The sequence below is a fragment of the Pseudomonas sp. BS3782 TE3695 genome, from assembly GCF_050435305.1.
In the GTDB taxonomy this organism is placed as follows: Bacteria; Pseudomonadota; Gammaproteobacteria; order Pseudomonadales; family Pseudomonadaceae; genus Aquipseudomonas.
Genome location: NZ_JBNDKB010000001.1, coordinates 4,371,112 through 4,394,268, shown reverse-complemented (window position 1 = coordinate 4,394,268; position 23,157 = coordinate 4,371,112). Strand labels below are relative to the sequence as shown.

The window sequence follows — 23,157 nt, the reverse complement described above, 5'->3', positions numbered from 1 at the left end:
CAGCAGCAACAAAGCCTGAAAAGCGATCAGCATGCCCAGGTTGATGACCTGACGATCAATACGCGCCTGCAGCTTCTCATCGATCAGCTCAAGCACCGCCTCGTTGAAATTGTAGGTCTTGGCCATCTCGTCAGTGACCTTGGCATAAAACGTCTGCCAAGGCGTATCGAGTTGATCGCTGGCCAGCAGGTCATTGGCCAGTACATCTTGCTGATGCTTGAGCGTCTGCAAGCTTTGCGCGGCCCGTTCGGCCAATGCGGGCTCCTGCAACTCATCGAGGGTCTGGCGGTACTCATCTTCGAGGCTAGCCAAGGCCACCAAGGCCTGCTCCAGGCGAATGGCGCTGGCAGAACCGAGTTGCTGGTCGAGCATCACCAGAGAGCCGACGGCGCGGGTCGTGCCCAGGATTGCCGTAACTCGAGGCGTACTGCTGGCCAGCAGGTCCACCAGTTGACGGATGGCGCGGCTGCTATCTTGCGAGAGTCCAGCTTCGGAGAAGATGAATCGGCCCAGGTTAAGCGAGTGGGCCAGCTGCTTGCGGCGAATTTCGAGCTTGGCGGACCAGAGTTGTTCCTTGCTCGCGGCTTTCATGCCGGTGACGATGGCATCGCGCTTTTTCCCGAATTCGCCAGCATCGTTCCAGGTCATGCTGTTGAGTTTCTGTAAAACCGATGCTTCGAGCGCGTCTGACTTTTTTATCGCTTCGGCGGCGCGCCCAGTCGTGCCATGAACCAGCAGTAATTCCGAGAGATCAGCGAGCGCTTGTAGATCCCGGACGACGTCCAGGTAGGTATGCAGCGTCTGCAGGCTCTCGCGTTCGACACGGGCAGTGCCGATCTGCTCGTAGACATCGCGGGTCAAATAATATTCGGCCGCTAGCAAGGGGGCCAGGATAAGGATGCAGATCAAGCTGGACTTCAGGGTGAAATTCAAACGGTTCATCAACGCAACCGCCGGGTTGAGTATGAATTTCATGTCTCTATCCTTTTCCCGATTTTTAATCGGTTTTTCTTGTGTGGGGTTCCCCGGGGCCAACGGACGTTGACGCGCAGCGATGCTGGCGCACGTAGCACTGATCCGGCGGAACGTTATTGAAAGGGGAGGGAACTGGACGGTCGCTGGCGGCCTGCCGAAGCGGGCCGCCAGCAGTCGGTACTTACGCGGTTCTGACTGTTACCGCTTTTTTGTGGCTGGTTTTGGCCGTTGGAGTGTCTTCCGCCAGCTCAGCCTCGACACTTGCCGCTTGGGCCTGCTTCCTTTGTTCTCGACTCTGCAAGAGGAAGTAGGACAGGGCAGGGATGAGAATCAGCGCGCCGAGCATGTTCCACAGGAACATGAACGCCAGCAATATGCCCATGTCGGCCTGGAACTTGATCGGCGACCAGGCCCAGGTGATCACGCCTGCAGCCATGGTCATGCCGACCAGTGCCACGACGCGGCCGGTGAACTGCAGCGACTCGGTATAGGCCTGGAACAGGCTGTACCCACGCCGTTGCAGGAGCAACTGGATCGATAGCAAGTACAGCGCATAGTCAACGCCGACCCCCACGCCGAGTGCGATGACCGGCAGCGTCGCTACTTTGACCCCGATGCCGAGCCAGACCATCAGGGCCTCGCACAACACCGTGGTGATCAACAACGGGACAAGCGCGACAAGAACAGCCCGCCAGCTGCGGAAGGTGATCAGGCACAGCAGGATCACCCCCACGTAGAGCAGCGCGTGCATTTTGTAGAACGACTCCTTGACGACGATGTTGGTGACGGCTTCGATCCCTGCACTGCCTGCCGCTGGAAGGAACTGCACCTCGGCGCTGTTGTGCTTTTGCGCGAACGCTTCCGCCCGCTCAAGCACGCCGCTCAGCGTACTGGCCTTGTGATCGGTGAGATAGGCCATGACCGGGAAGACCGAGCACTTGGGGTTAAGCACGTCAGGATTGTTCACCAAAACCTGCGATGCCGCATAGCCCAGGGACCGTGGTTCGCGAACAATGCTGTTCCACTTGTAGTAGCCCTCATAGGTACCGCTGACTCCGCGCTTGGTCAGAGTCGCAAAGGATTCCGTGGCCTGCACTCCAGGCACATGGCTCAATTCCCAGCCAAGCCGGTCTGCTTCCACCAGGTTGCTGAAGTGATCGCACACGTTAGGCGGAGTCTTGACCATGATCGCAAACTGATCATTGGACAGCCCGTAATTCGCAGCGACGAAAGCGACATCGCGGTTGTAGCGCGAGTCTGGCCACAGTTCCGGGGCGCCGGCGCTGAGGTCGCCGATCTGCAGGTCGTGCCGAACGAAGAGGGCTGTGGTACTCAGCAGGGCAGCAACAACGATCGCGCACACGGCCCATTTGCGACGGGTGAATGCCGCGAAGAATGCCCAGATGGGATTGAGCAGGCCCTTTTCACCGTTTTGCTCACGAAGCGAACGGTTGGCCGCGCTCTGGCTGACCCCGGTGTAGGAGAGCAGGATGGGAATGAGGATCAGCTTGGTAAAGATCAGCACCGACACGCCGATGCTGGTAGTCAGCGCCAGATCACGAATCACCGGGATATCGACGATCATCAGTACGGCGAAGCCCACTACGTTAGCCAGCAGTGCCGTGAGCCCGGCCATGAACAAGCGTCGGAAGGTATAGCGCGCGGCCACGTATTTGTCGGTGCCTCGGCCGATGTCCTGCATGATCCCGTTCATTTTCTGGGCGCCATGGGACAGCCCGATGGCGAAAATGAGGAAAGGCACCAGGATGGTGTATGGGTCCAGTTCATAACCTGCCAGATGCATCAGGCCCAAGAGCCAGACAACGCCTAAAATGGACACCGCGACCAGCATCAGCGTGCTGCGCAGGCAGCGGGAATAACCATAGACAAAAACAGTGGCGATCAATGCCGAGATGCCAAAAAACATCAAGACCTTGTTCATACCTTGGATCAGGTCGCCTACCAGCTTGGAGAACCCGACAATGTGCACCCGAATGCCGTCGCCTTCCTTGCTCCGAATCTTCTCTTCAAGGGCTTGCGACAGCGCCTTGTAATCAATCGGCAGGCCTGAGTCGGAGTAGCGATCAAGCACAGGCACAGTAATCATCGACGACTTGTAGTCATTGGCCACAATTCGCCCAGGTGCGCCGGAACGGCTCAGGTTTTCGCGCAACTCGTCGAGCTTTTCCGGTGAACCGTCAAAGTGATCGGGCATGACGGGGCCGCCACGCATGCCATCTTCGGTGACTTGCGTCCAGCGCAGGATGGGCGTCCACAGCGATTTCATCCATGGCCGGTCCAGGCCCGGGGTCAAGAACACCTCGTCATTGATCTGCTTCAGCGTTTCCAGGTAGGCAGGGTCAAAAATGTCGCCTTTGGTGTTCTCCACGACGATGCGCAAACTGTTGCCCAAACCACTCAGCTCATTTCGGTTATCAATGAAATTCTGAATGTAAGGATGAGAGGTGGGAATCATTCGATCGAAGTTCGCATTGATCACCAGGCGTGTTGCCTGCCAGCCAAGAAACAGCGATACCAGCATGATTGCCAGTATGATCAAGGCTCGATAATTGAAGATCAGTCGTTCAACGCGATTGCCGGTCTTCTGGTCGAAGTCTCGACGATCCTTGATCACGGGGTAATTGTCCGTGGCTTTGTCCATCTTTATAGCCATCGCGGTTTCTCCGATGGGGAAGCGAGTACTCGCGCTACCCGGACGGGCGCACGATTTGTTGTTCTTTATGGCAGGGCGATGATGCGCACGCCATTGGGGCCGATCGCTACCATGCCAGCGCTGGAGGTTGTCACGCCATAGAGAGGGCTGCGAGCCTCGGACACCTTGTTGGCAATGCGGTCGCCATCAGCACTGCTGACCAGCAGGGTTCCGCTGGCGCTGGCGAGCACAAAGCGACCATCAGCGAGCATCGTGCCGCCGTTGATTGAATCACTGACTCCGGTATCCAGCTTCTTCCAGGAGTTGCCTTCGTCGCGACTGGTATAAGCGTTGCCGCGCAGGCCGAATACCACAAGCAGCCCATCGCGGCCTGTCAGCCCGAAATACGAACCAGGGTAAGGGCTCTGCAGTTTGACGAAACGCTGCTGCTCCCGATCAAGGCGCAGCAGTAGCCCCAGCTCGCCCACGATAAAGATCTGGTCGCCCACTTTGCGAATGGCATGCAACGAGTATTCATCCGGGTTTTCCACGCGCTCCATCCATGGCGTCCATTGTTTGCCGCCATCGGTAGTGCGCAGGATGAGGTTGTAGGCGCCAATGGCCCCAGCCATTTTTTTCGTCTTCGAAATAGACATCGAGCAGCGGTCGGACCGGACCGCTGTCTTGTAGTGTCTGGGCGTATTCCTTCGCGCGGTCGAACGCTTCGCCATCTTCCTGAATCGATGCGTAGTAGCGAGCGGCTATATCACCGATCTGCCTGCCGTCCAGCTGGCGCTCCCAGCTTGCGCCGCCGTCACTGCTGTGCAGGATGACGCCGTCGTGGCCCACCGCCCAGCCCTGCTGAGCGCTGGCAAAATAGACCGCCACCAGGTCGCTGCTTAGAGGCACCTGGCTTTGATTGAAGTGCTTGCCTGCGTCTTGCGAATACAGGATGTGGCCCCGTGGCCCCACGGCCACGACCCGTGCGCTACCATCTCCAGCCAACCCGTAAAGCGGCGAGCTGGAGGCGCGCTCCGATAACATGGCAGGTTGATCCAGCGGGTCAGTAAAGGCGAAAGCGGGGGATGCGCAACTCCACACACCTGCGCTTATCGCCAGCACCTTCAGTACTGCATTCATCGTCTTCTCCATTTCTGGTCAAGCGATCACTACGCCGAATCCGTCGTCGAGTGATCGCTTGAGTTGCCGAACAACAGCCGCCGGTCCACCTGTTGCTGTCATATCCATCAGCGCTGGGATTGACGCGCCAGCGATTCGGGGGTGAAGAATTGAGGTGGTTGCATCTTGGCCTGAGGGAAAATCCCGCCTCGAGCGCCGCCGGTGATACTGGAGTGGTAATAAACGCCCGTGGCGAAGTCAAACAACCAGGTCGACGACGTATGCGGGATCTGTTTGTCATACATCTGCCACGAGGGCATATAAACGCCCTTGGCGAGTTTGCCTGAAGCGTCCCACGCGTCGGTCATGCCAGCGGCAAGGATATCTTCGTCATAATAAAGCCGGCGCTTGGGTTGCACGTGGCGCATCCCGGGTTTGAGCGTCGCTTCTACTACATGGACGCGGTGCAGTTCCCAGCGAGTAGCATCGGGATTCGGGTGATTGGGTTTGAGCAGATCGTCAGGCGACGTTTGCATCCAGTCATAGTTGTTGTACGGGATGATCATCTCTTTCTTGCCCAGGTACTTGAAGTCGTACCGGTCCTGCTTGCCCGAAAAACCGTAGATTTCGTCGTACAGCATCGCGCCGCCCGAGGTCGAAACAGGGAAGTCATATTCGGCATCTGGCGAGCGGCGCACCCGACGTTGACCTGGGGAGTACGCCCAGGTCGGGTTTGGTGTTGCAACCGGATTGACATAGAACCGTTGCAGGTTTCCTTCACCGACGTTACGCGAAGGCGCGGTGTAGATATTGAGTTGGGTCAGGTACGTGCCGATGGACGAAAATTTCTCAACGTCCAGCTCTTTGTTGTAATACTGAGCATCGCCACGGTTGTTGATGCCACCGGTCAATACGCGGCTGCCTTTGGAGTCGACATACCAGCCTTCGCCCTTGGTGATGTTCGATTCACCCTTGTAGTGCAACTGAGCGTTCCAGACGACTTCATGACCATTTTTTGGAATCGGAAACGGCACGCCACCAAAGCAGCCTTCTACCGCAAGGCCATCTTCGCTGGTCTTGCAACGGGTGGCATTGGCAACACTGTTCTGGTTGATCCAGTCAGGATAGTTCGCAGTACGGTGGCTGGGATAGACCGCAACCTTGTAGGTGTCGGGGAAACGCTTGATCAGCGTTTTGGTGCTCTCGGAGAGCTTGTCGGCATACTGATCGACATTCTTCGCTGTGATGACGTACAGAGGTTTTTCATCTGCGAACGGGTTGCTCCAGTGCCCCGTGTCCGGCTGAAAGCCCGCCGGACGCGTTGACGTCGCCAGCCCGCCGGTGTAGGCGGGAATAGTGCCATCTTTATTGCCTGCGATTTCTGCGCCCCAAGGCGTGAGGGATTTCCCCAGTTCTGCAGCTTCCTGAGGTGAGACAGCAGCTTGGGCAGCACTGGCTGCCAACAGAGTAATCGCCAGCGTTGTATGTATTATTTTCATCCTGGAACTCCCGATCAGAATGCGGTTTGGTAAGTGAGGATCAGCGTGTCACGATCATGCAAGTAGCCCAGACCGGAATAAGCGTTGTTACCATTGATTCGGCCGGTGCGGCCATGACGTGCGGTGTACGCGAGGTCAAATTGATGTTTCATTGAACCGGCAAAGTACTCCACACGCGGGCCGAACTTGAGCAGGTAGGAGTCTTCAGGCGGGATGCCCGCGTTCTGTGCAGCCGGATTGCCGTAAAGGCCGTAGGTTGCAAATACAGGGAACGAGACGTCCACGCTTGGCATTACCTGTTGCCATACCGGGGTGAACGAAGCCCCCAAGGAAGCGGCGTTACGAGTAGAGCAGCCACGCAGCAGCTCTTTGTCTTCACAGCGGCCGGCAACCGAACCACCTTCGCTGTCACTGCCATTGTAGAAGGCCTTGTTATCGGTGACCTTGACCAGATGCATGTAGTCCAGTTGGGCGGCGATGGAGCCGTTGTCGAAGAATGCATTCTTGTTGATAGTGAATGCGCCGCTAAGCAACGCATGCACAGTATCGCCACGCGCACCATCGAGGTTGCCTGGCTCAGGCTGGCCGATCGCGATGAACGTTTGGCCGGTGGTGTTGAGCGGCATGTTGGTGCGGTAGTTCACCTCGGCACCGATGCTGACAGACTTGTACACGCCGTTCCAGGTAAGCCCGTACAGTTCGATATCCTTCGCGTAGACCGCGCGGGCGTAGGGGGCTCTCGGATTTTGCACGATAACCTGGTTCGCCCAGCTGGCGTTCTTGTCGTCGAACTTGCGATACCAGGCACCGAAGCTGCTGTCCATTGCCCAGTCCGGCGACCAACGCAGACCAATGGCGATATCACCGTTATCGCCTTCCTTGGCATCGCGACGCGCTACGCCGGGGGCCAGGAAGTCCGGACCTTTGAGGGCACCGTCGGCAACGGCGTAGTAAGTACCGCCTTCCGATACACGTGAGGGTTCGAACTCGTAGGTGTACTGGAACATCAGGGACAGTTCAGGGATGAACTGCCAGGTGGTGGCGAACTGACCGATCGGAAGTGAGGTTTCCTTGGCCGAGGCGCCCGGGCTGAGGTCGCTCAGCAAACCATCATTGGGTGCCATCGAATACGACACACTGCTGCCGTTGCTGAACAGGAATTCGCCAGGCAACCAAGCGAGGCTACCCACCTTGGCATTCAATTCAGTGGTGCCGATGTTGAAGTTGCCCCACACGAAATAATCCCGGAACTCGGCAGACGGCCCTGCATAGTAGCGCTTGACCACACCCGAGTATTCATTGTTGCGATAGTTGGCTACCGGTGCCAGGCCTGGAGCGCTTTCGGTCTGGTCGGGAAAGTCATGGTCATACCACGCAGCACCACTGACGCGCAGGCCGTACTTATCCTGCCAGTTCAAGTCAAACTCGCTGAAGAGGTCGAGCCGCGAGAGAAACACATCGCCCTTGTCGAAGGTGTAGTTGCCTTCGTCGAAGTTGGGATTGTTGGCCAGCTTCTTGTCTCGGCCGTCGACCCGCCACCCCTGGTTGTAACGCACGGTCGTATCCAGGCTCATGGAAAGGTCGGGGTTGCCGCTATCGATGCGCAAGGCGAACGCTTCATCGCTGGCCCCCATGGCCAGGCATAGGCTGGCGAGCATTAGGGGAGCTGCCGTTAGGGGGCGAGAAACCAGCGTTTTCTTTTTATCCATCTGAAGTGCCCTCTGAATTATTGTTTTTGTTTTCATTCTAATAGCAGTGACGTGGTGGACCTGAGGTCGCGAGGCACTGCTTGTTCATTGCACTGTGTTGTAACGACCTCTCGGAGAATTTTTCGCCGCATTCCATTAGGCACTGAATTCGCTTTTCCTGAATCGTGTTCACATACACGCACAACATTTATATGAGTTCGATGAGGCCAGCGCAAGTGTTGCCTAACGATTGGGGCGGGCTAATTTCATACATTTGTTTTAATTTAGCCTGACAATTTCAGCCGACTAATCGGAGCGCTTGCCTTGCATCTGAATAAGATAATATGCTGAACGACGTTCGTAAATGCGAATAGAGAGGTCTTGTGTATCGTGAAATATTTGCTCTACCTGAGTCCTTTGTTTGTGCGCGTACCAGCGCCAGGAGCGGCCGGGCTTGGCAACCGACGCCGAGCAGTGAGGTACGACCATGGGTGAGGCGAAGGTCCATAAGGAATGCCACGGTCCTGTTGCTGTGCTTACCCTCGACGCTCCCCCCGTCAACTCGTTCAGCCTGAGTCTGCGGCTCCAGCTGTACAGCGCGCTGCAGTGGGCAGCTGCGACAGAGTGCGTCAAAGCGGTGGTACTGACTGGCAGTGGGCGAGGCTTCAGCGCAGGCGGGGACATCCGCGAGTTTGGAACCGCTCGTGCCAGCGCGGCGCCAGGGTTGTCCAGTCATATTCACCTGGCGATCGAGCAGCTCGGCAAACCGGTCATTGCGGCCGTTCACGGGTTTGCCATGGGCGGTGGCCTCGAGACCTCGCTCGCTTGCCACTATCGAGTCGCCGAACAAGGCACCGTGCTAGGGCTTCCAGAGGTGTCCCTGGGAACCTTGCCCTTATCCGCAACACAGCGTCTACCGCGAGTGTTGGGCATCGTCCCAGCGGTGCAATTCATGATTGAAGGTCATCAAAAAACAGTCTCGGAATTTTCCCATACCGCACTGTTTGACCGGATTGTCGACCCTGGGCAGGGCCTTTCCACAGCATGTGCGCTGGCGACCGAGTTGGTGGCAATGCCGCCCAGCAATGAAGAATTACAGCAGCGGTTGATACGCCATTGGGCGATCCCTGGCACAGATATTCAGCGCGACCTGGCAGAAGCCCGGCAGTGCCTGTCGGGCAGGCAAGATGCTGCATCCCGATCGTTGTTCGAGGCTGTCGAGGCCGGGGCATCTTTATCGGATTTTGATGCCGGTATGGACTGTGCCCGAAGGCTTTACGATCAATTGATGGCTGGCGACGAGATCCTGCGTGGCCGCGATCGGTTTCTGGAATCAGCGCCGGAGAATCGCCCACGGGTCGATCCTGCCGCTCCATGACAAAAGGACTCACCGCCGTGCCTATCGATGAACAGTTTTTCGAGCAATGGATCGGTCGCCAGGAATGCCAGCGCGACGTACTCACTTGCGTGCCACTCAATGCCCTGGCAGCGACGCTCGATCGCGAAGACCGCACTTACACCCCGGCAGGGGAAGTGCCGCCTCTGTGGCATTGGTTGTATTTTCTGCCGTTGGCTCATCAATCCGCCGTTGGGCCTGATGGTCATCCGCTTCGCGGCGGGTTTCTTCCCCCCATCACACTGCCCAGGCGCATGTGGGCAGGCAGTCGGCTCAGTTTCGAGGGCGCGTTGCCGGTCGGGGCAGAGGTAGAGCGCACCTCCACTATTCTGGACGTGACACAAAAGACCGGACGAAGCGGAAGCCTGATATTCGTCAAGCTGCTGCATGAATTGGCGGTCGAGGGCCAGGTACGAGTGCGAGAAGAACAGGACATCGTTTATCGCGACGCGCCCAGTCCGAACGAGCCTGCTCCACGCGCCCAGCCTGCGCCGACCAATGCTCAGTGGACTCGCGAGCTCTTTCCGGACCCGGTGCTGCTGTTTCGCTACTCTGCGCTGACCTTCAACGGCCATCGCATCCACTATGACCGCCCTTACGCCACTCAAGAAGAAGGCTATCCGGGGTTGGTTGTGCATGGCCCCCTGATAGCCACCCTATTGATGAACCTGCTCCGTGACGAGCGTCCGTCGGCAAAGGTGACCGCCTTTTCCTTTCGCGCGCTACGGCCGATTTTCGATCAGCGTTCGATGCGGGTCTGCGGGTGTGAAGAGCAAGCGGAGCGAATCCATTTGTGGGCGGAAGATGCCGAGGGCTTTTTGTGCATGGACGCCTGGGCAGAGCTTGCCTGATGTTTCGGCGCACGATTTTGGCCACTGACCTCATCTGGGTGCTGTTGTGGCTGATGCTTATCTTTCTGACGATTTTGGGTACGGGGTGATCATGCGTTCTTATCTATTTGTGCCGGGCGACCGCCCGGAGCGATTCGCCAAGGCATTGGCGGCAGGGGCCGACAGGGTCATTTTCGACCTGGAGGACGCGGTGAGCCCGGCCAACAAGCCGATCGCCCGAGAGCACATTGCCCGGGCGGTCGAAGAGGGCGCCGAGGTGATGATTCGCATCAACAGCGAAGGCTCCAACGCGTTCGCCGATGACCTGGATCTGCTGCGTCGGTTGCGGGTAAAAGCAGTAATGTTACCCAAGGCGGAATCCGCTGAATCCATACGTGTGTTAGCCGACGCGACCGATGCAGCAATTGTGCCCCTGATTGAGAGCGCGTCGGGTGTGTGGCGCGTGCTGGATATCGCGGGTGGGACGAATGTCGAACGGCTGGCGTTCGGCTCCATCGACTTTCAGGTCGACGTTGGCTGCGCGCACACAGACGAGGCGCTTCTGTATGCCCGGTCGCAAATCGTCCTGGCGTCTCGTGTGGCAGGCTTGCAAGCGCCGATCGATGGGGTGTCCGTCATTTTGGACGACGGCGAGGTGATCACCGCCCAAGCAACGCGTAGTCGGGAACTCGGCTTTGCAGGAAAGCTCTGCATTCATCCGCGCCAGGTGCAGTTCGTCAACCAGGCGTTTACGCCGTCACCGCAGGAATTGGCCTGGGCCCAGCGCGTGGTCGAGGCCAGCAGGCGAGCGGGTGGCGCTGCAGTGTCGGTGGATGGTGCAATGGTCGACCTGCCCGTGCTAATCCGGGCGCAAAATCTTCTAGCCCTGGCGGGGAGTGTTTCGTGAACCGTAACCATCATCGGCATCGAGCAGGCATGCGGGGGGCACACGGGTTGCGGTACAAATCAGTATTGCGATTCCGGCAAGTGAATGATCATTCCTTCCAAGGCATCAGTGACGATGATTTGGCAAGTGAGCCGGCTGTCCTCTGTCAGTGCTGACGCACAGCTGAGCAGGTCCCGTTCATAGGAATCGGCTGCCGGAATCTTGGCCGCCGAAACCTTGTCCACATAGCCGTGGCAAGTCCCACAACTGCAATTGCCGCCACAATCACCCAGAATGCCGGGGATCGAATTGTCGACCGCGACTTGCATGACTGACTGTCCGATTTCCGCCTTTGCTGTCTGTACGCGACCATCGTATTGAATGAACGTTATCGTTGGCATTGTTATTTTTTGACTCACATCTATATGATATTCGGAACGTTGTTAGGAATACTGAACGACAAAAAGGGCTGCTGTCAAACTGGCCGCGGCCAACCTACCACTGATTTTGAAGGAACGCCGAATGACGCTGCCAACTGCTTTCCGTTTGGACAACAAGATCGCTGTCATCACCGGGGCCGCTTCCGGCATCGGCCGCGGTATTGCTGAAACGTTTGCCCAAGCGGGCGCATGCATCGTCGTGGCTGACCTGGATCATGCAGCCGCTGAAGCCGCCGCCAAGGCCATTGTCGAATCCGGTGGGCAGGCCTATGCAATGGCGGTTGATGTTTCGCAAGAGTCTGAAGTGATTGCTATGTTCGAGGATGTAGTGGGGCGCTATGGCAGCCTCGACATATTGGTCAATAACGCCGCCATCTTTCCGAAAAAGCCGTTCCTGGAGGTCGATTCAGCATTCTGGGACAGTCTGCAGGCGGTCAACCTGCGGGGCACTTTCCTGTGCTTGCGCGAAGCAATACGCCATATGAAAGCAAGCGGCGGTGGCTCGATCGTCAATATCTCATCGGTGTCGTCCATGCAGGCTGTCGTGCATCACAACGGTACCTACAATGCGAGCAAGGCGGGCGTGAACAGCCTGACCCGTACCACGGCACTCGAATTTGGCGCTGATGGTATCCGGGTCAACGCGGTGCTTCCAGGCGGCATCCCTACGGCAGGCGCACGCGCTGCATCAGCCGCCATCGAGCTCAAAGGGCCGATCATGGGCGAGGGGCGCATACCGCTGGGCGGCATGGGTGACGTGCAGGACATTGCCAATGCGACATTGTTTTTGGCAAGCCCGGCAGCACGTTACATCACCGGCCAGCTTCTGGCGGTTGACGGTGGCTTCCTGATCAGTTGATCAGCTCTCTGGTTGGGTGCAAGCCTCATTCATCCAGGCTTGCATCGCCGTCAATCCAGCGCGCAAGGCGTTCAGCCAAATCCGCATCGGCGAGTTCGACGAAGTATCCCAGTTCGGCGAGCGTATCGAGATGGACGATGGCAGGCTGGCCGCTTTCGGTCAGGTTGTCGATGGTCTCGAAGCAGACCTGCGCTCCACCGGGACGTTGTTCGAGGTTGGTCGTGGCGTAGCCGATGTGGAAGATCCCTTCACCGCGCGCCGCGAGCCATTCGGAGGCGCTGCTTTGGCCGCGACCGGGCTCGACCATTTCCAGGTACAGGTCGCCCCAGCGCGCAAACGCGTTTCTGTTGGCGATCTCTTGCACGGTGCCTCGGTAGCGGCCGGTGTAATGGGTGTCGAGTCGACGAAAAGGTCCGAGCCCGAGCAGGGTTTGGTAATGTTTCATGCCTGCATCCAGATCGCGTACGACGACTCCGATCTGATACAGCTTGCCTTCAAATTCCATGCCGATCATGCCTCATTCGAGGGGCTGAAGAAGTGACTTTCCTGAAACTTGATACCCTTGTGTGCCGGTAGACGATAGCGAGCGCCCATCGATCTTTCAATAACTCTATAGAAAAATTCGTCGTTTCGTCCCGGGCAGCACGCTATGATGTTGACACATAAGTAAGCGCTTATGTTTAATCCAGCCATCCCGCATCACATCCCGCAGGCCAAGATAAGCAATGACTTATGATAAAAAGCTTCGTGCACTGGCGGATGGCAGTCGCCGAGCACTTTACGATCGCATCCGGCAAACGCCTGCCTACACGGCCACCCTGGTGGCCGAGTTACCGTTGAGTCAGCCCGCCGTGTCCCAGCATCTCAAGGTGCTTCTCGAGGCGGGCCTGGTTTCCCAGGTAGTCGATGGTCGGCGCACGCTCTACAGTGCCTGCGAAGGCGCACTGAGTGAGCTCAGGAATTATCTGGCTGAGCCTGAGGCGCCGCAGGAGACGGTTTCGACTGGAGGTGCAAGCGATGCCATCGCCTTGGCTGCTCGCCGCTGGGCCGATACTTGGCCTGGCCAGGACCCGCATGTGTACGCGGTGACCCAGCGCCTTCTGATGATGGGGCGGTACGTGGAGCGTGCGCTGAAGGAGACCGCCGAACGCCATGGCCTGCAAGGGAGCGAATTGCTCCTGCTCGATGCGCTCAACCTGACACCCGAAGATAGCCTTACACCATCCCAGCTTCAGTCAAGGCTGGGACTGAGCAAGGGCGCGGTAACCAAACTGATGAGTCATCTCGAAAGTCTGGGATTGCTGCAACGGACGGGGTCGCAGGAGGATCGCCGCAGCAGCCACGTCGCACTGACGTCCAAAGCGCATGAAACCTTGGCGAATATCCTCAATCACCACGAGTATGGCGCCGACCATGCCGCTGCCAAGCGCTTGCCACCCGAGCGGTTGGCGAAGCTGTCGCAGCTGTTGCAGGAGTACCACGGCCTCATGAACGAGGAGCTGCTTCGCCGGAACTCGAGGTAATAACTGCACGGTGTTCAAAAAAATCTGTTGACGATTATTGTTTCCTGGTGAACTATTGTTTCCAAGGTGCTCGACGCTTGGCTGCCATCTTCGGCCACTCGCAGCACTGGAAACGTAATCACCTGCGGAGAACAATAATGAAATCAGCGGTGTTTCACGCGGCCGGCGAGCCTCTGGTCATCGAGCGACGTCCCGATCCGGATCCGGGTCCCGGTGAAGTCGTGATGAAAGTCCATAGCTGCGGCATCTGTGGCAGCGATCTTCACATGACCCAAGGGCATGCCCCGGCTTTCGACTACCCATCGGGAACCATTCCCGGGCACGAATACGCCGGTGAAGTCGTTGCCGTTGGCGTTGATGTCAAAGGGTTGCGGATAGGCGATCGAATTAGCGCTCTGCCATTCACCGGCTGCGGGCACTGCCAGGCCTGCCAGATGGGAAATCCCAGTCATTGCCCCGAGTTTCGCGGGCTCGGCAGTGGCTTCAGTGAATATGTCGCGGTCAGCGAACGGACATCGATCAAGCTCCCGCAATCGCTCAGTTACGACGACGGTGCGCTGCTGGAGCCTTTGGCGGTGGGACTGCATGGTGCGGCGATGGCGGGTATCAAGCCAGGTTCGACGGTTCTCGTCATGGGGGCCGGACCCATTGGACTTGCCGCCACCTTTTTCGCTCGCAAGCTGGGTGCGGGTCGAATCGTCGTGGTGGCCAACTCTACTCGCCGGGAAGCATTGTCACTTCAGATGGGGGCGGACGCCTTTATCGTTCAGAGTGAGGCACAACCCTTGGACACTGCGGTCCAGGAGGTCCTCGGTGCGCTGCCGGACATCGTGTTGGAGTGTGCAGGGCAGCCGGGGTGCATCGGCCAGGCGATCCAGGCGGTTCGAAAGAGCGGAACGGTCGTGGTGCTGGGCTTCTGTACGTCGTCCGACAGCTTCGTACCGGCCACGGCGGTATGGAAAGAAATCAATCTGCGTTTTTCCAACACCTACACCGTCGATGATTTCCGCTACGTGGCGCAGGTGCTTGCCCGAGGCTCGCTGGAGCCGCGCGCCATGATCACGGGGCATATTTCCCTGGACGACGTGCCGTCAGTGTTCGAAGAGCTACGTACGCCCAGCGGACATTGCAAGGTGATGATTCATCCTTGGGCATGAACCGCCTATTCAAAGCTTGATTTAGATCTGGGGGCGAAATGGGCTTCACGCCACAGGTTTGTCAATTTTTCGGTAATCCAGCGAAATTTACTGTGCTTCATTGGAGGTGAATGAATGAATGCTTCCCTGCAACCCTGGGCGACCTATGTCGATCTGCTCAAAGCGGCGAGCGAGGTTGAGCTCCAACTGTGGGAGCCGCAAGACGAGCAGTTGCGCGCCGAGCTCTACCGTCAGTTCGCCATGAATTTGTCCCAGGGCTATTTCCTGTACTTCCAGGCAGACCCGTTCTATCCCGACTGGGCGCCTTTCGAAAACTCGGTGTTTCTCGCCCAGCCAAACCCCGACGCGGTGTATCACTACAGCGCAGTCAACGGTCAGGGAACCTATCGCGTGTCCGGCAATCGAGGGAACGTGCCCGTCGCGGGCTTCGCCACTGGCAAAAACATGATCGGCATGGCGAACCCGCCAGGTCCCGGGTTCAACAACTATGACCTGGACATGCTCGACATCGCCGAGGATGGCAGCTTCGACGTTGTTTTCAGCAGTGAGCGCCCGCCGGGGTATCAGGGCAACTGGCTGTACCTGCACCCTGAATCACGTTTCCTGCTGCTGCGTCAGTTTTCCTATGACTGGGGGCGGGAGCGAGAGGTCAAGGTGTGCATTGAGTATCTGGATGAGCAGGCGCTGCGGCCCCGGATGAGTGTGGCCACCATCGACCAGCAACTGCGTGAGCTGTTTGGCGGATACGTGAAGCGTCTGTCGCAACTTTGCCAGGGCATCCTCGCCAACAGCCGCAAAAGTCGTCCGCTCCATCAAATGCAGCTGACGACCTACCCCGAGTTGGGCAACGGCGATGACTGGCCGCAAGCCTATTACGAATGCGTTTACGATTTGGAGTCGGATGAAGCGCTGATCCTCGAAACCGAACTGCCGGAGCAACTGGTCTACTGGAACGTCCAAGTGGTCGATGCCCTGTGGAATCAGGTCGAATTGGTGCACCGACAAAGCAGCCTGAATGGCCATCAGGCGCAGATTGACAGCGACGGTCGATTCCGCGCCGTGTTGTCGGTCGAGGACCCCGGCGTGGCGAACTGGCTGGACAGTGGCGGCCATCTCAAGGGCATGTTGATCGGACGGTGGTATCGCAGCAGTTCGCACCCTACGCCCACGTTGACCAAGGTCAAGTTCGCTCAACTGCGTGACCACCTTCCGCCAGACACGTTGATGCTCACCCCAGCGCAACGCGCTGAAGCTCTGCGTGAGCGGCGTGTTGGCGCGCAGCTGCGTCGACGCTGGTAGGGGGCTGAAATGGGACATCTCAACGGCATGACATTTCGCCGCAATCCCGCCTTTGCCGAAATCCAGGCAGCGGTCGCGGCGGCCAGACCTGGCTGATCGACCCATCGGCAACGTGACCACCGCCACGCTTCCTTCCTATCTTCAGAGAAGACTGACATGACTATTTCCGCCACATTCAAAGGCGCGGAGGGGCAGCTGCATGCCGCCGCCAGCGCCGCAACAGGGTTGTCCGACTTCGGCGATGCCGCCGAATACCTTCCGGGGTTGCAGCGCTTGCTCGCTGCGCTGGATGAAAACGGGCCGGTGTTCAAGCCGCAGGGTCGAGCTTTTGCGTGGAATCTGCTGGTGGGGGTGCTGATTTCGCGCCTGTTCAGCGAGCAGGGCTGGAAAACCCATCCGCACTGTTTGCAGCAGCCTGTGCGGCGCCCGCTCATTGTGATCGGAATACCCCGCACCGGCACGACTGCGTTGCACAAGTTGCTGTCCATGGACCCGCAGTTTCAAGGCATGGAACGATGGCTGACCGCGTTCCCGATGCCCAGGCCCGAGCGCGAGTCCTGGGTTGATAATCCCTGGTATCAAGCGTGCGAGGCCGGGCTTGAGCAGTTTTTTGCCGCAGCGCCTCATATGCGCGCCGCCCACGACATGCGCGCCGATGACGTGGACGAGTGCCTGGAAGTACTCAAGCAAAACTTCTGCAGCAATTTTTTTGGCTCCTCGTTGCGTGTTCCCGACTACGACCGTTGGTGGCTGCAGCAAAGCGAAGCCAGCAGTTACAAGCGCTTGTTGAAAGTGATCCAGCTGATTGGCGCCAACAGCCCACAGAAAACCTGGCTACTGAAAAACCCGGGACATGTGGCGCAGGTCGACGCTCTGCTCGACATTTTTCCCGACGCCTGTGTGGTTCAGACCCATCGCTCCCCGGCAAGTGCATTGCCTTCACTGTGCAGCGTGCTGCGCGAGGCGCGTTCAATCCTGGAGGAGGGCGTCGATGCGCAGGCCATCGGGCAGCGGGAAACCCGCTATTGGCAAGCTGCCGTGGACGATGCGCACCAGGCGCGTGCCCGTGCGCCAGGGCAGTTTCTGGACGTGCTGCAAAGCGACATTCAGCGTGAGCCCATGGCGGTCGTCCAGAACATCTATCAGCACTTCGGGCTGACCCTGAGCGACGAGGCACGGGCTCGAATGCTGCAGCGGATCGGTGCAGCGCCGGAGGCTCGCCATGGCGAGCATCGCTACAGCGCTGAAACCTTCGGCCTTGACGCGGCCGGGATCAATCAACGTTTCGCGCCGTACATCCAGCGACACGCCCTGGCGTGAAAGCCGACCGACACCTGTAGGAGGTGCCTGAATGTCTGAATCAGTACTCGACGACGCGCAACTGGCGTCACGCCTGGCGATCGCCGCCGGTGAACACCTGCTGAAACTGCGCGAACACGGCCTGCTGCCCGCGAACTATCTGGGAGCCCACGGCGATCGCCTGGCCAACACGCTGCTGACCGACTTGTTGCGTGGGCATCGACCGGACGATGGCCTGCTCTCGGAAGAAGAAGCTGCCGATGAGGCCCGGCTGTCCAGGCGCCGGGTGTGGATCGTCGACCCGCTCGACGGTACCCGGGAATACGCAGAAGGCCGAACGGATTGGGCGGTGCATGTCGGCCTGGTCAAGGACGGCATCGCAGACGCGGCCTGCGCGGTGTGCCTGCCGGCCCTGGGTCAAACCTTCAGCGGCGCCGCGCCGCCGGTCTTGCCGGCAGCGCTCGAAGGTTCGCTGAAGATTCTGGTCAGCCGCACCCGGGCACCGCGCGTCGCCGAGCAGGTAGCGCAGCGCCTGGGGGCGCAACTGATCCCCATGGGCTCGGCAGGTGCCAAGGCCATGGCCGTCGTGCGGGGTGAGGCGCATGCCTATTTGCACGCGGGAGGCCAGTACGAATGGGATTCCTGCGCTCCCGTAGGCATTGCATTGGCGGCGGGCCTTCACGCCTCGCGCATCGATGGCAGCCCCTGCCGCTACAACCAGGCCGAGGTGTTCATGCCCGACGTGCTGATCTGCCGTCCGGAGCTTGCTGCTTCTTTATTGTCGACCATTGCCGAGTGCCTACGGCACGAGGAGTTTCATCATGCCTGATTTGACCCACTTGCAACGCCTTGAAGCCGAAAGCATCGACATTTTCCGGGAGGCGGTGTCCGAGTCACAAAACCCGGTGATGCTGTATTCGATCGGCAAGGACAGCGCCGTGATGCTCCATCTGGCACGCAAGGCCTTCTTCCCTTCGCGTCCACCTTTTCCGCTTCTGCATGTCGACACTACCTGGAAGTTCCAGGACATGTACCGCATGCGCGAGCAGATGGCCAAGGAGTCCGGCATGGAGTTGCTGGTCCACCGCAACCCGGAAGCCGAAGCGCGAAATATCAATCCTTTCACCCATGGTTCTTCCCTGCACACCGATATGTGGAAAACCGAAGGGCTCAAACAGGCCCTGGCCCTGCACAAGTTCGACCTGGCATTCGGTGGTGCCCGTCGTGATGAAGAAAAATCCCGGGCCAAGGAACGCGTGTTCTCGTTCCGGTCCGCGCAACAGCGCTGGGACCCCAAGGCCCAACGTCCGGAGCTTTGGCGTTTGTACAACGCGCGTAAGCATCCCGGTGAAAGTATTCGCGTATTCCCGCTTTCGAATTGGACCGAGCTGGACATCTGGCAATACATCTACCGGGAAAACATCCCCATCGTGCCGCTGTATCTCGCTGCCCAGCGGCCCGTGGTCGAGCGCGACGGCGCGCTGATCATGGTCGACGACGAACGGATGCCATTGCGCGAGGGCGAAAGCGTGCAGACACGCAGCGTGCGGTTCCGCACCCTTGGCTGTTATCCGCTCACCGGCGCGGTGGAATCACAGGCCGCAACGTTGCCCGCCATCATTCAGGAAATGCTCCTGTCCACCACCACTGAACGTCAGGGGCGCGTGATCGATCACGACAGCTCTGGCTCCATGGAAAAGAAAAAAGTCGAGGGGTATTTCTGATGAACGCGAGCACATCACTCATCGAGCAGGACATCGATCAATACCTGAAATTGCACGAGAAGAAGACGCTGCTGCGTTTCATCACCTGCGGCAGTGTGGACGATGGCAAGAGCACGCTGATCGGCCGACTGCTTTATGAAGCCAAAGCGCTGCTGGAAGACCAGATGGCTACCCTGGAAGCTGACTCGAAAAAAAGCGGGACCCAGGGCGACCAGCTGGATTTCGCCCTGCTGGTCGATGGCCTGAGTGCCGAGCGGGAACAGGGCATCACGATCGACGTGGCCTACCGCTTTTTCACCACCGAAAAGCGCAAGTTCATCGTCGCTGATACCCCAGGGCACGAGCAATACACCCGCAACATGGTCACCGGCGCTTCGACGGCCGATGTCGCGATCATCCTTGTTGATGCCCGCAGAGGCTTGTTGACCCAGACCTTCCGTCACAGCTATCTGGTTTCGCTAATTGGCATTAAGAACGTGGTGCTGGCCGTGAACAAGCTCGACATGGTCGATTATGCGCAGGAGATTTTCGAGCGCATCGACCGGGCCTATCGGGCGTTTGCGGAAAAACTGGGTTTCAGTTGCATTCAAAGCATCCCGCTGTCAGCGCTCAAGGGCGACAACATGACCGAACCCAGTGCCAATACTCCCTGGTACACGGGGCCGAGCTTGATGCATTACCTTGAAAACGTCGACATCGAGAGTGCGAGCAGTGATGCGCCGTTTCGCATGCCGGTGCAGTGGGTCAATCGGCCCAACCTTGATTTTCGCGGTTTCTCAGGTCGCATACTGGGCGGCACGCTGCGCCCCGGAGATAACGTGCGTGTGCTGCCATCAGGCACCAACAGCAAGGTCGAACGCATTGTCAGCCTTAACGGTGACCTCGCATCGGCTCAGCATCACCAGTCCGTCACGGTGACCCTGGCCGACGAAATCGACGTCAGCCGCGGCGATGTGCTCGTGGCCGCAAGCGATCCTTGCGAGGTGTCCGATCAGTTTCAGGCCACGCTGGTCTGGATGGATGCGAACGAAATGCTTCCCGGCCGCCCGTACCTGGTGAAAATGGGCGCGAGCACTGTGGCTGGGACCTTCTCGACTCCCAAATACCTGGTTGACGTCAATACGCTGCAGCATCTTCCGGGTAAAACCCTGCAGCTCAATGACATTGCCGTGTGCAACCTCTCGCTGGATCGGCCGTTACCCTTTGATGCCTACAGCCAGAACCGCGACATGGGCAGTTTCATCGTGATCGATCGGATTACGAACCTGACGGTGGGCGCAGGCATGCTGCAATTTTCCCTGCGTCGTGCGCAGAACGTGCATTGGCAAGCGGTCGAGGTTTACAAATCGGCCCGTGGCCAGCTCAATGGTCACAAGCCCGTGGTGCTGTGGTTGACCGGCCTGTCGGGTACGGGGAAGTCGACCATTGCCAATCTGGTCGAGCAGCAGCTTCATGCGCTGGGCGTGCACACCTACCTGCTCGACGGCGACAACGTTCGTCATGGCTTGAACAAGGACCTTGGATTCACTGCCGCCGACCGCGTCGAGAACATCCGCCGCATTGCAGAGGTGTCCCGCTTGATGGTCGATGCGGGACTCGTGGTCATCAGCGCCTTCATTTCGCCTTTCAGAGCCGAGCGGGAGCTTGCGCGCAGTCTGGTGGAAGAGCAGGAGTTCATCGAGATCTTCGTCGACACGCCTCTGGAAGTTGTAGAGCGGCGTGATCCCAAGGGCCTATACAAAAAAGCGCGTCAGGGGGCGTTGAAGAACTTCACCGGCATCGACTCGCCGTATGAAGTACCACTGACACCGGACGTCTACATCGACACGACCCGCCAGAGCGCGATCGACGCTGCACGGCAGATAGTCGCGTGCATGCGTGAGCGCGGTGTTCTGGTTGGTTAAAAACTGACGGTTGCTTTTTGCAGGGAGGAGGTGTCATGTCACGAATGGTTGGAAAGGTCGCCCTGGTCACGGGCGCGGCAGCGGGAATCGGGCGCGCAGTGGCGTTGCGGTTTGCCGAGGAGGGGGCGCAGGTGGTCGCTGTTGACCTCAACGTGTTTGAGCTGGAACCCGCTGGCGCTGCACGCGACGTTGGCGGCAGACTGGAAAGTCGGGGCTGCGACGTCAGTGACCCGGTGGCGGTGCAAGCGCTGCTCGATCATGTGCAAGCCCGCTATGGTCGCCTTGATGTGCTGGTGAATAATGCAGGCATCGGTCCGCGTGAAAGGGTTCCGACCCACGCGGTAGCACTCGAGGATTGGGATCGGGTGATCGGCGTTAACCAGCGAGGGGCGTTCCTGATGATGAAATACTCTTTGCCTGCAATGATGTCGTCGGGTGGAGGGTCGATTATCAATGTGGCCTCGGTTGGCGCCTTTTCAGCCACCTGCAATGCCATTGCCTACCTGGCATCCAAAGGCGCATTGCTGATGATGACCCGTGCGGCCGCCCTGGAATATCGTGAGCACCGAATACGGGTCAATGCAATCTGCCCGGGCATGACTCGAACGTCCATCTTCGACGAGGTGTCGAAAGAGGGCATGGCTGCCTTGTTGGCTCGTACCAGCGCGCGCATGATCGAGCCACATGAAGTGGCAAGCCTTGCGCTGTTCCTGGGAGGCGACGAGTCGGCGGGCATCACGGGGACAATGCAGGTGATCGATGATGGGCGCACGGCGGGAGTGTGAGCCCTTGGAATCGTGCGACAAGGATGTCGCAAAGATTCTCGGTTGGCGCTTGGAAAGCATGTTTGCCGATCAATGGACCGGCAATCTGGTCTGAGGAAGGTGCCCGAATGAGGTGTCCTTGCCGTGGACCCTGTATTGGCTCGGGCTCGCCCCGACATACTCTCGGAAGACCTTGCGAAAGGTCTGCACATCACTGTAACCGCACAGTGTCGCGATCTGTGCGATGGGGCGGCTGGTACGCATCAGCAATCCCTGCGCGGATTTCATTCGCAGCTGTCGCACGTATTCCTGAGGCGTGGTCCCCAGGTGCCGCTGGAAATGTCGCAGGACTGTCTGCTGGCTGACGGCCATGGCCTTGGCCAGCTCCGAAATGCGCACGTCCTGGGCGAAGCGTTCCTCCAGCCACAGCTGGGCGTTGGCGGTGAGCGGGTCGTCTGCCAGGTGATCTTCGGCGGCCTGGTGAAGGCTCGTCACATCGCTCAACCAGCGGGCAAGCTCCGGGGTGGTGACGTACTCCACCACGCGCGTGAGTAGCTGAATATCCGCCGCCAGGCCACTGCCGCTGATGACCCGTCCGTGCTCCACCACCGCCGAGCGATGATCAATACGAATATTGGGATACCTACGGCGGAAGAGATGTATCAACGGGCGAGCAATCGTCGCGGTGCCATCGCCCAGGAGTCCTGCTTCGGCAAGCAGGAAAACCGCTGAGCCACTGGCCGAAATCAGTGCACCGCCTGCGTGTTGGCGAATCAGCCACTGGCAGAGCGGACCGTTTTTATCCAGCCAGGGCGGCAGTGTCGATTGGTCGTCAAAGATGAAGGCCGGAAGATGGATCAGGTCATACTGGACCGGCGCATCGAGGCCGCCGTCGGAAGGGAGGGTTCTGCCTCCGGCCAATCGGGCAGGGCGTCCGTCGAGCGTCAGCAGATGAACGCGGGTCTGCATGGCAATCGGTTCGCGGGTGCGATACAGCTCAATGACTTGCCGGCCGATAAGCTCGAATGCATCAAGGAAGACACCCAGGCTGGAAAGGTAAGCGCCTGAGAGGCCGACGACTGCGAAACCCGACATTTATTGGTCCTTGTCAGTGGGGCGCTTTGGCGCAGTATGGCGCAAGC

At 58.8% G+C, this 23,157-nt stretch carries 20 protein-coding genes; 12 read left to right on the top strand and 8 right to left on the bottom strand.

Features of this window, described 5'->3' with window-relative positions:
- Nucleotides 1–1,156: 1,156 nt before the first annotated feature.
- From ABH909_RS19640 to ABH909_RS19620, 5 genes are all read right to left on the bottom strand, one after another.
- Nucleotides 1,157–3,649: an efflux RND transporter permease subunit gene (locus ABH909_RS19640; protein ID WP_429436287.1), complete on the bottom strand. Its 2,493-nt coding sequence runs from the start codon at nt 3,647–3,649 to the stop codon at nt 1,157–1,159.
- Between the two features lie 65 nt (nt 3,650–3,714).
- The gene (locus ABH909_RS19635) at nt 3,715–4,260 is read right to left on the bottom strand and encodes a WD40/YVTN/BNR-like repeat-containing protein (protein ID WP_429436284.1); all 546 of its coding nucleotides are present in this window, start codon (nt 4,258–4,260) and stop codon (nt 3,715–3,717) included.
- Nucleotides 4,163–4,768, bottom strand: a complete 606-nt coding sequence (locus tag ABH909_RS19630; protein ID WP_429436282.1) for a WD40/YVTN/BNR-like repeat-containing protein — start codon at nt 4,766–4,768, stop codon at nt 4,163–4,165. Before ABH909_RS19630 ends, ABH909_RS19635 begins: the two co-directional genes overlap by 98 nt.
- Nucleotides 4,769–4,875: 107 nt before the next feature.
- A complete protein-coding gene (locus ABH909_RS19625) occupies nt 4,876–6,246 on the bottom strand; it encodes a DUF1329 domain-containing protein (RefSeq protein WP_429385664.1) in 1,371 nt (456 codons plus the stop codon).
- A gap of 14 nt (nt 6,247–6,260) precedes the next feature.
- Nucleotides 6,261–7,904, bottom strand: coding sequence for a DUF1302 domain-containing protein (locus ABH909_RS19620; RefSeq protein ID WP_429385666.1), 1,644 nt, complete (start codon nt 7,902–7,904; stop codon nt 6,261–6,263).
- Between the two features lie 517 nt (nt 7,905–8,421).
- Between ABH909_RS19620 and ABH909_RS19615 the strand changes: the two genes are divergently transcribed.
- The 3 genes from ABH909_RS19615 (at nt 8,422) to ABH909_RS19605 (ending at nt 11,067) form a co-directional block, all read left to right on the top strand.
- On the top strand, nt 8,422–9,312 hold the full coding sequence (locus ABH909_RS19615) for an enoyl-CoA hydratase/isomerase family protein (RefSeq protein WP_429385668.1): 891 nt from the start codon (nt 8,422–8,424) through the stop codon (nt 9,310–9,312).
- Nucleotides 9,313–9,329: 17 nt separating this feature from the next.
- The gene (locus ABH909_RS19610) at nt 9,330–10,181 is read left to right on the top strand and encodes an FAS1-like dehydratase domain-containing protein (protein WP_429436279.1); all 852 of its coding nucleotides are present in this window, start codon (nt 9,330–9,332) and stop codon (nt 10,179–10,181) included.
- A gap of 91 nt (nt 10,182–10,272) precedes the next feature.
- On the top strand, nt 10,273–11,067 hold the full coding sequence (locus ABH909_RS19605; RefSeq protein ID WP_429385672.1) for an HpcH/HpaI aldolase/citrate lyase family protein: 795 nt from the start codon (nt 10,273–10,275) through the stop codon (nt 11,065–11,067).
- A 59-nt stretch (nt 11,068–11,126) separates the two neighbouring features.
- Here ABH909_RS19605 and ABH909_RS19600 read toward each other — a convergent pair whose 3' ends face one another.
- The gene (locus ABH909_RS19600; protein ID WP_429385674.1) at nt 11,127–11,447 is read right to left on the bottom strand and encodes a 2Fe-2S iron-sulfur cluster-binding protein; all 321 of its coding nucleotides are present in this window, start codon (nt 11,445–11,447) and stop codon (nt 11,127–11,129) included.
- Between the two features lie 121 nt (nt 11,448–11,568).
- On the opposite strand from ABH909_RS19600, the gene ABH909_RS19595 reads away from it, so the two are divergent.
- Nucleotides 11,569–12,345, top strand: coding sequence for an SDR family NAD(P)-dependent oxidoreductase (locus ABH909_RS19595; protein WP_429385676.1), 777 nt, complete (start codon nt 11,569–11,571; stop codon nt 12,343–12,345).
- A 25-nt stretch (nt 12,346–12,370) separates the two neighbouring features.
- Here the strand turns inward: ABH909_RS19595 and ABH909_RS19590 are convergent, their stop codons facing one another.
- Entirely contained in the window at nt 12,371–12,859 is a 489-nt protein-coding gene (locus ABH909_RS19590; protein WP_429385678.1) for a VOC family protein, read from the bottom strand.
- Nucleotides 12,860–13,070: 211 nt separating this feature from the next.
- On the opposite strand from ABH909_RS19590, the gene ABH909_RS19585 reads away from it, so the two are divergent.
- From ABH909_RS19585 to ABH909_RS19550, 8 genes are all read left to right on the top strand, one after another.
- Entirely contained in the window at nt 13,071–13,868 is a 798-nt protein-coding gene (locus ABH909_RS19585) for a metalloregulator ArsR/SmtB family transcription factor (RefSeq protein WP_429385679.1), read from the top strand.
- Between the two features lie 137 nt (nt 13,869–14,005).
- Nucleotides 14,006–15,025 carry a zinc-dependent alcohol dehydrogenase gene (locus ABH909_RS19580; protein ID WP_429385681.1) on the top strand — a complete coding sequence of 340 codons (1,020 nt, stop codon included), beginning with the start codon at nt 14,006–14,008 and terminating at the stop codon, nt 15,023–15,025.
- Nucleotides 15,026–15,139: 114 nt separating this feature from the next.
- Nucleotides 15,140–16,324, top strand: coding sequence for a DUF1214 domain-containing protein (locus tag ABH909_RS19575; protein WP_429385683.1), 1,185 nt, complete (start codon nt 15,140–15,142; stop codon nt 16,322–16,324).
- Between the two features lie 156 nt (nt 16,325–16,480).
- On the top strand, nt 16,481–17,644 hold the full coding sequence (locus ABH909_RS19570) for a sulfotransferase family protein (RefSeq protein WP_429385685.1): 1,164 nt from the start codon (nt 16,481–16,483) through the stop codon (nt 17,642–17,644).
- A gap of 31 nt (nt 17,645–17,675) precedes the next feature.
- The gene (locus ABH909_RS19565) at nt 17,676–18,452 is read left to right on the top strand and encodes a 3'(2'),5'-bisphosphate nucleotidase CysQ (protein ID WP_429385687.1); all 777 of its coding nucleotides are present in this window, start codon (nt 17,676–17,678) and stop codon (nt 18,450–18,452) included.
- Nucleotides 18,445–19,347 carry a sulfate adenylyltransferase subunit CysD gene (cysD, locus tag ABH909_RS19560; RefSeq protein WP_429385689.1) on the top strand — a complete coding sequence of 301 codons (903 nt, stop codon included), beginning with the start codon at nt 18,445–18,447 and terminating at the stop codon, nt 19,345–19,347. Before ABH909_RS19565 ends, cysD begins: the two co-directional genes overlap by 8 nt.
- Nucleotides 19,347–21,251, top strand: coding sequence for a sulfate adenylyltransferase subunit CysN (cysN, locus tag ABH909_RS19555; protein WP_429385691.1), 1,905 nt, complete (start codon nt 19,347–19,349; stop codon nt 21,249–21,251). Before cysD ends, cysN begins: the two co-directional genes overlap by 1 nt.
- 35 nt (nt 21,252–21,286) lie before the next feature.
- A complete protein-coding gene (locus ABH909_RS19550; protein WP_429385693.1) occupies nt 21,287–22,036 on the top strand; it encodes an SDR family NAD(P)-dependent oxidoreductase in 750 nt (249 codons plus the stop codon).
- Between the two features lie 69 nt (nt 22,037–22,105).
- Here ABH909_RS19550 and ABH909_RS19545 read toward each other — a convergent pair whose 3' ends face one another.
- Nucleotides 22,106–23,110, bottom strand: a complete 1,005-nt coding sequence (locus ABH909_RS19545; protein WP_429385695.1) for a GlxA family transcriptional regulator — start codon at nt 23,108–23,110, stop codon at nt 22,106–22,108.
- Nucleotides 23,111–23,157 lie beyond the last annotated feature (47 nt).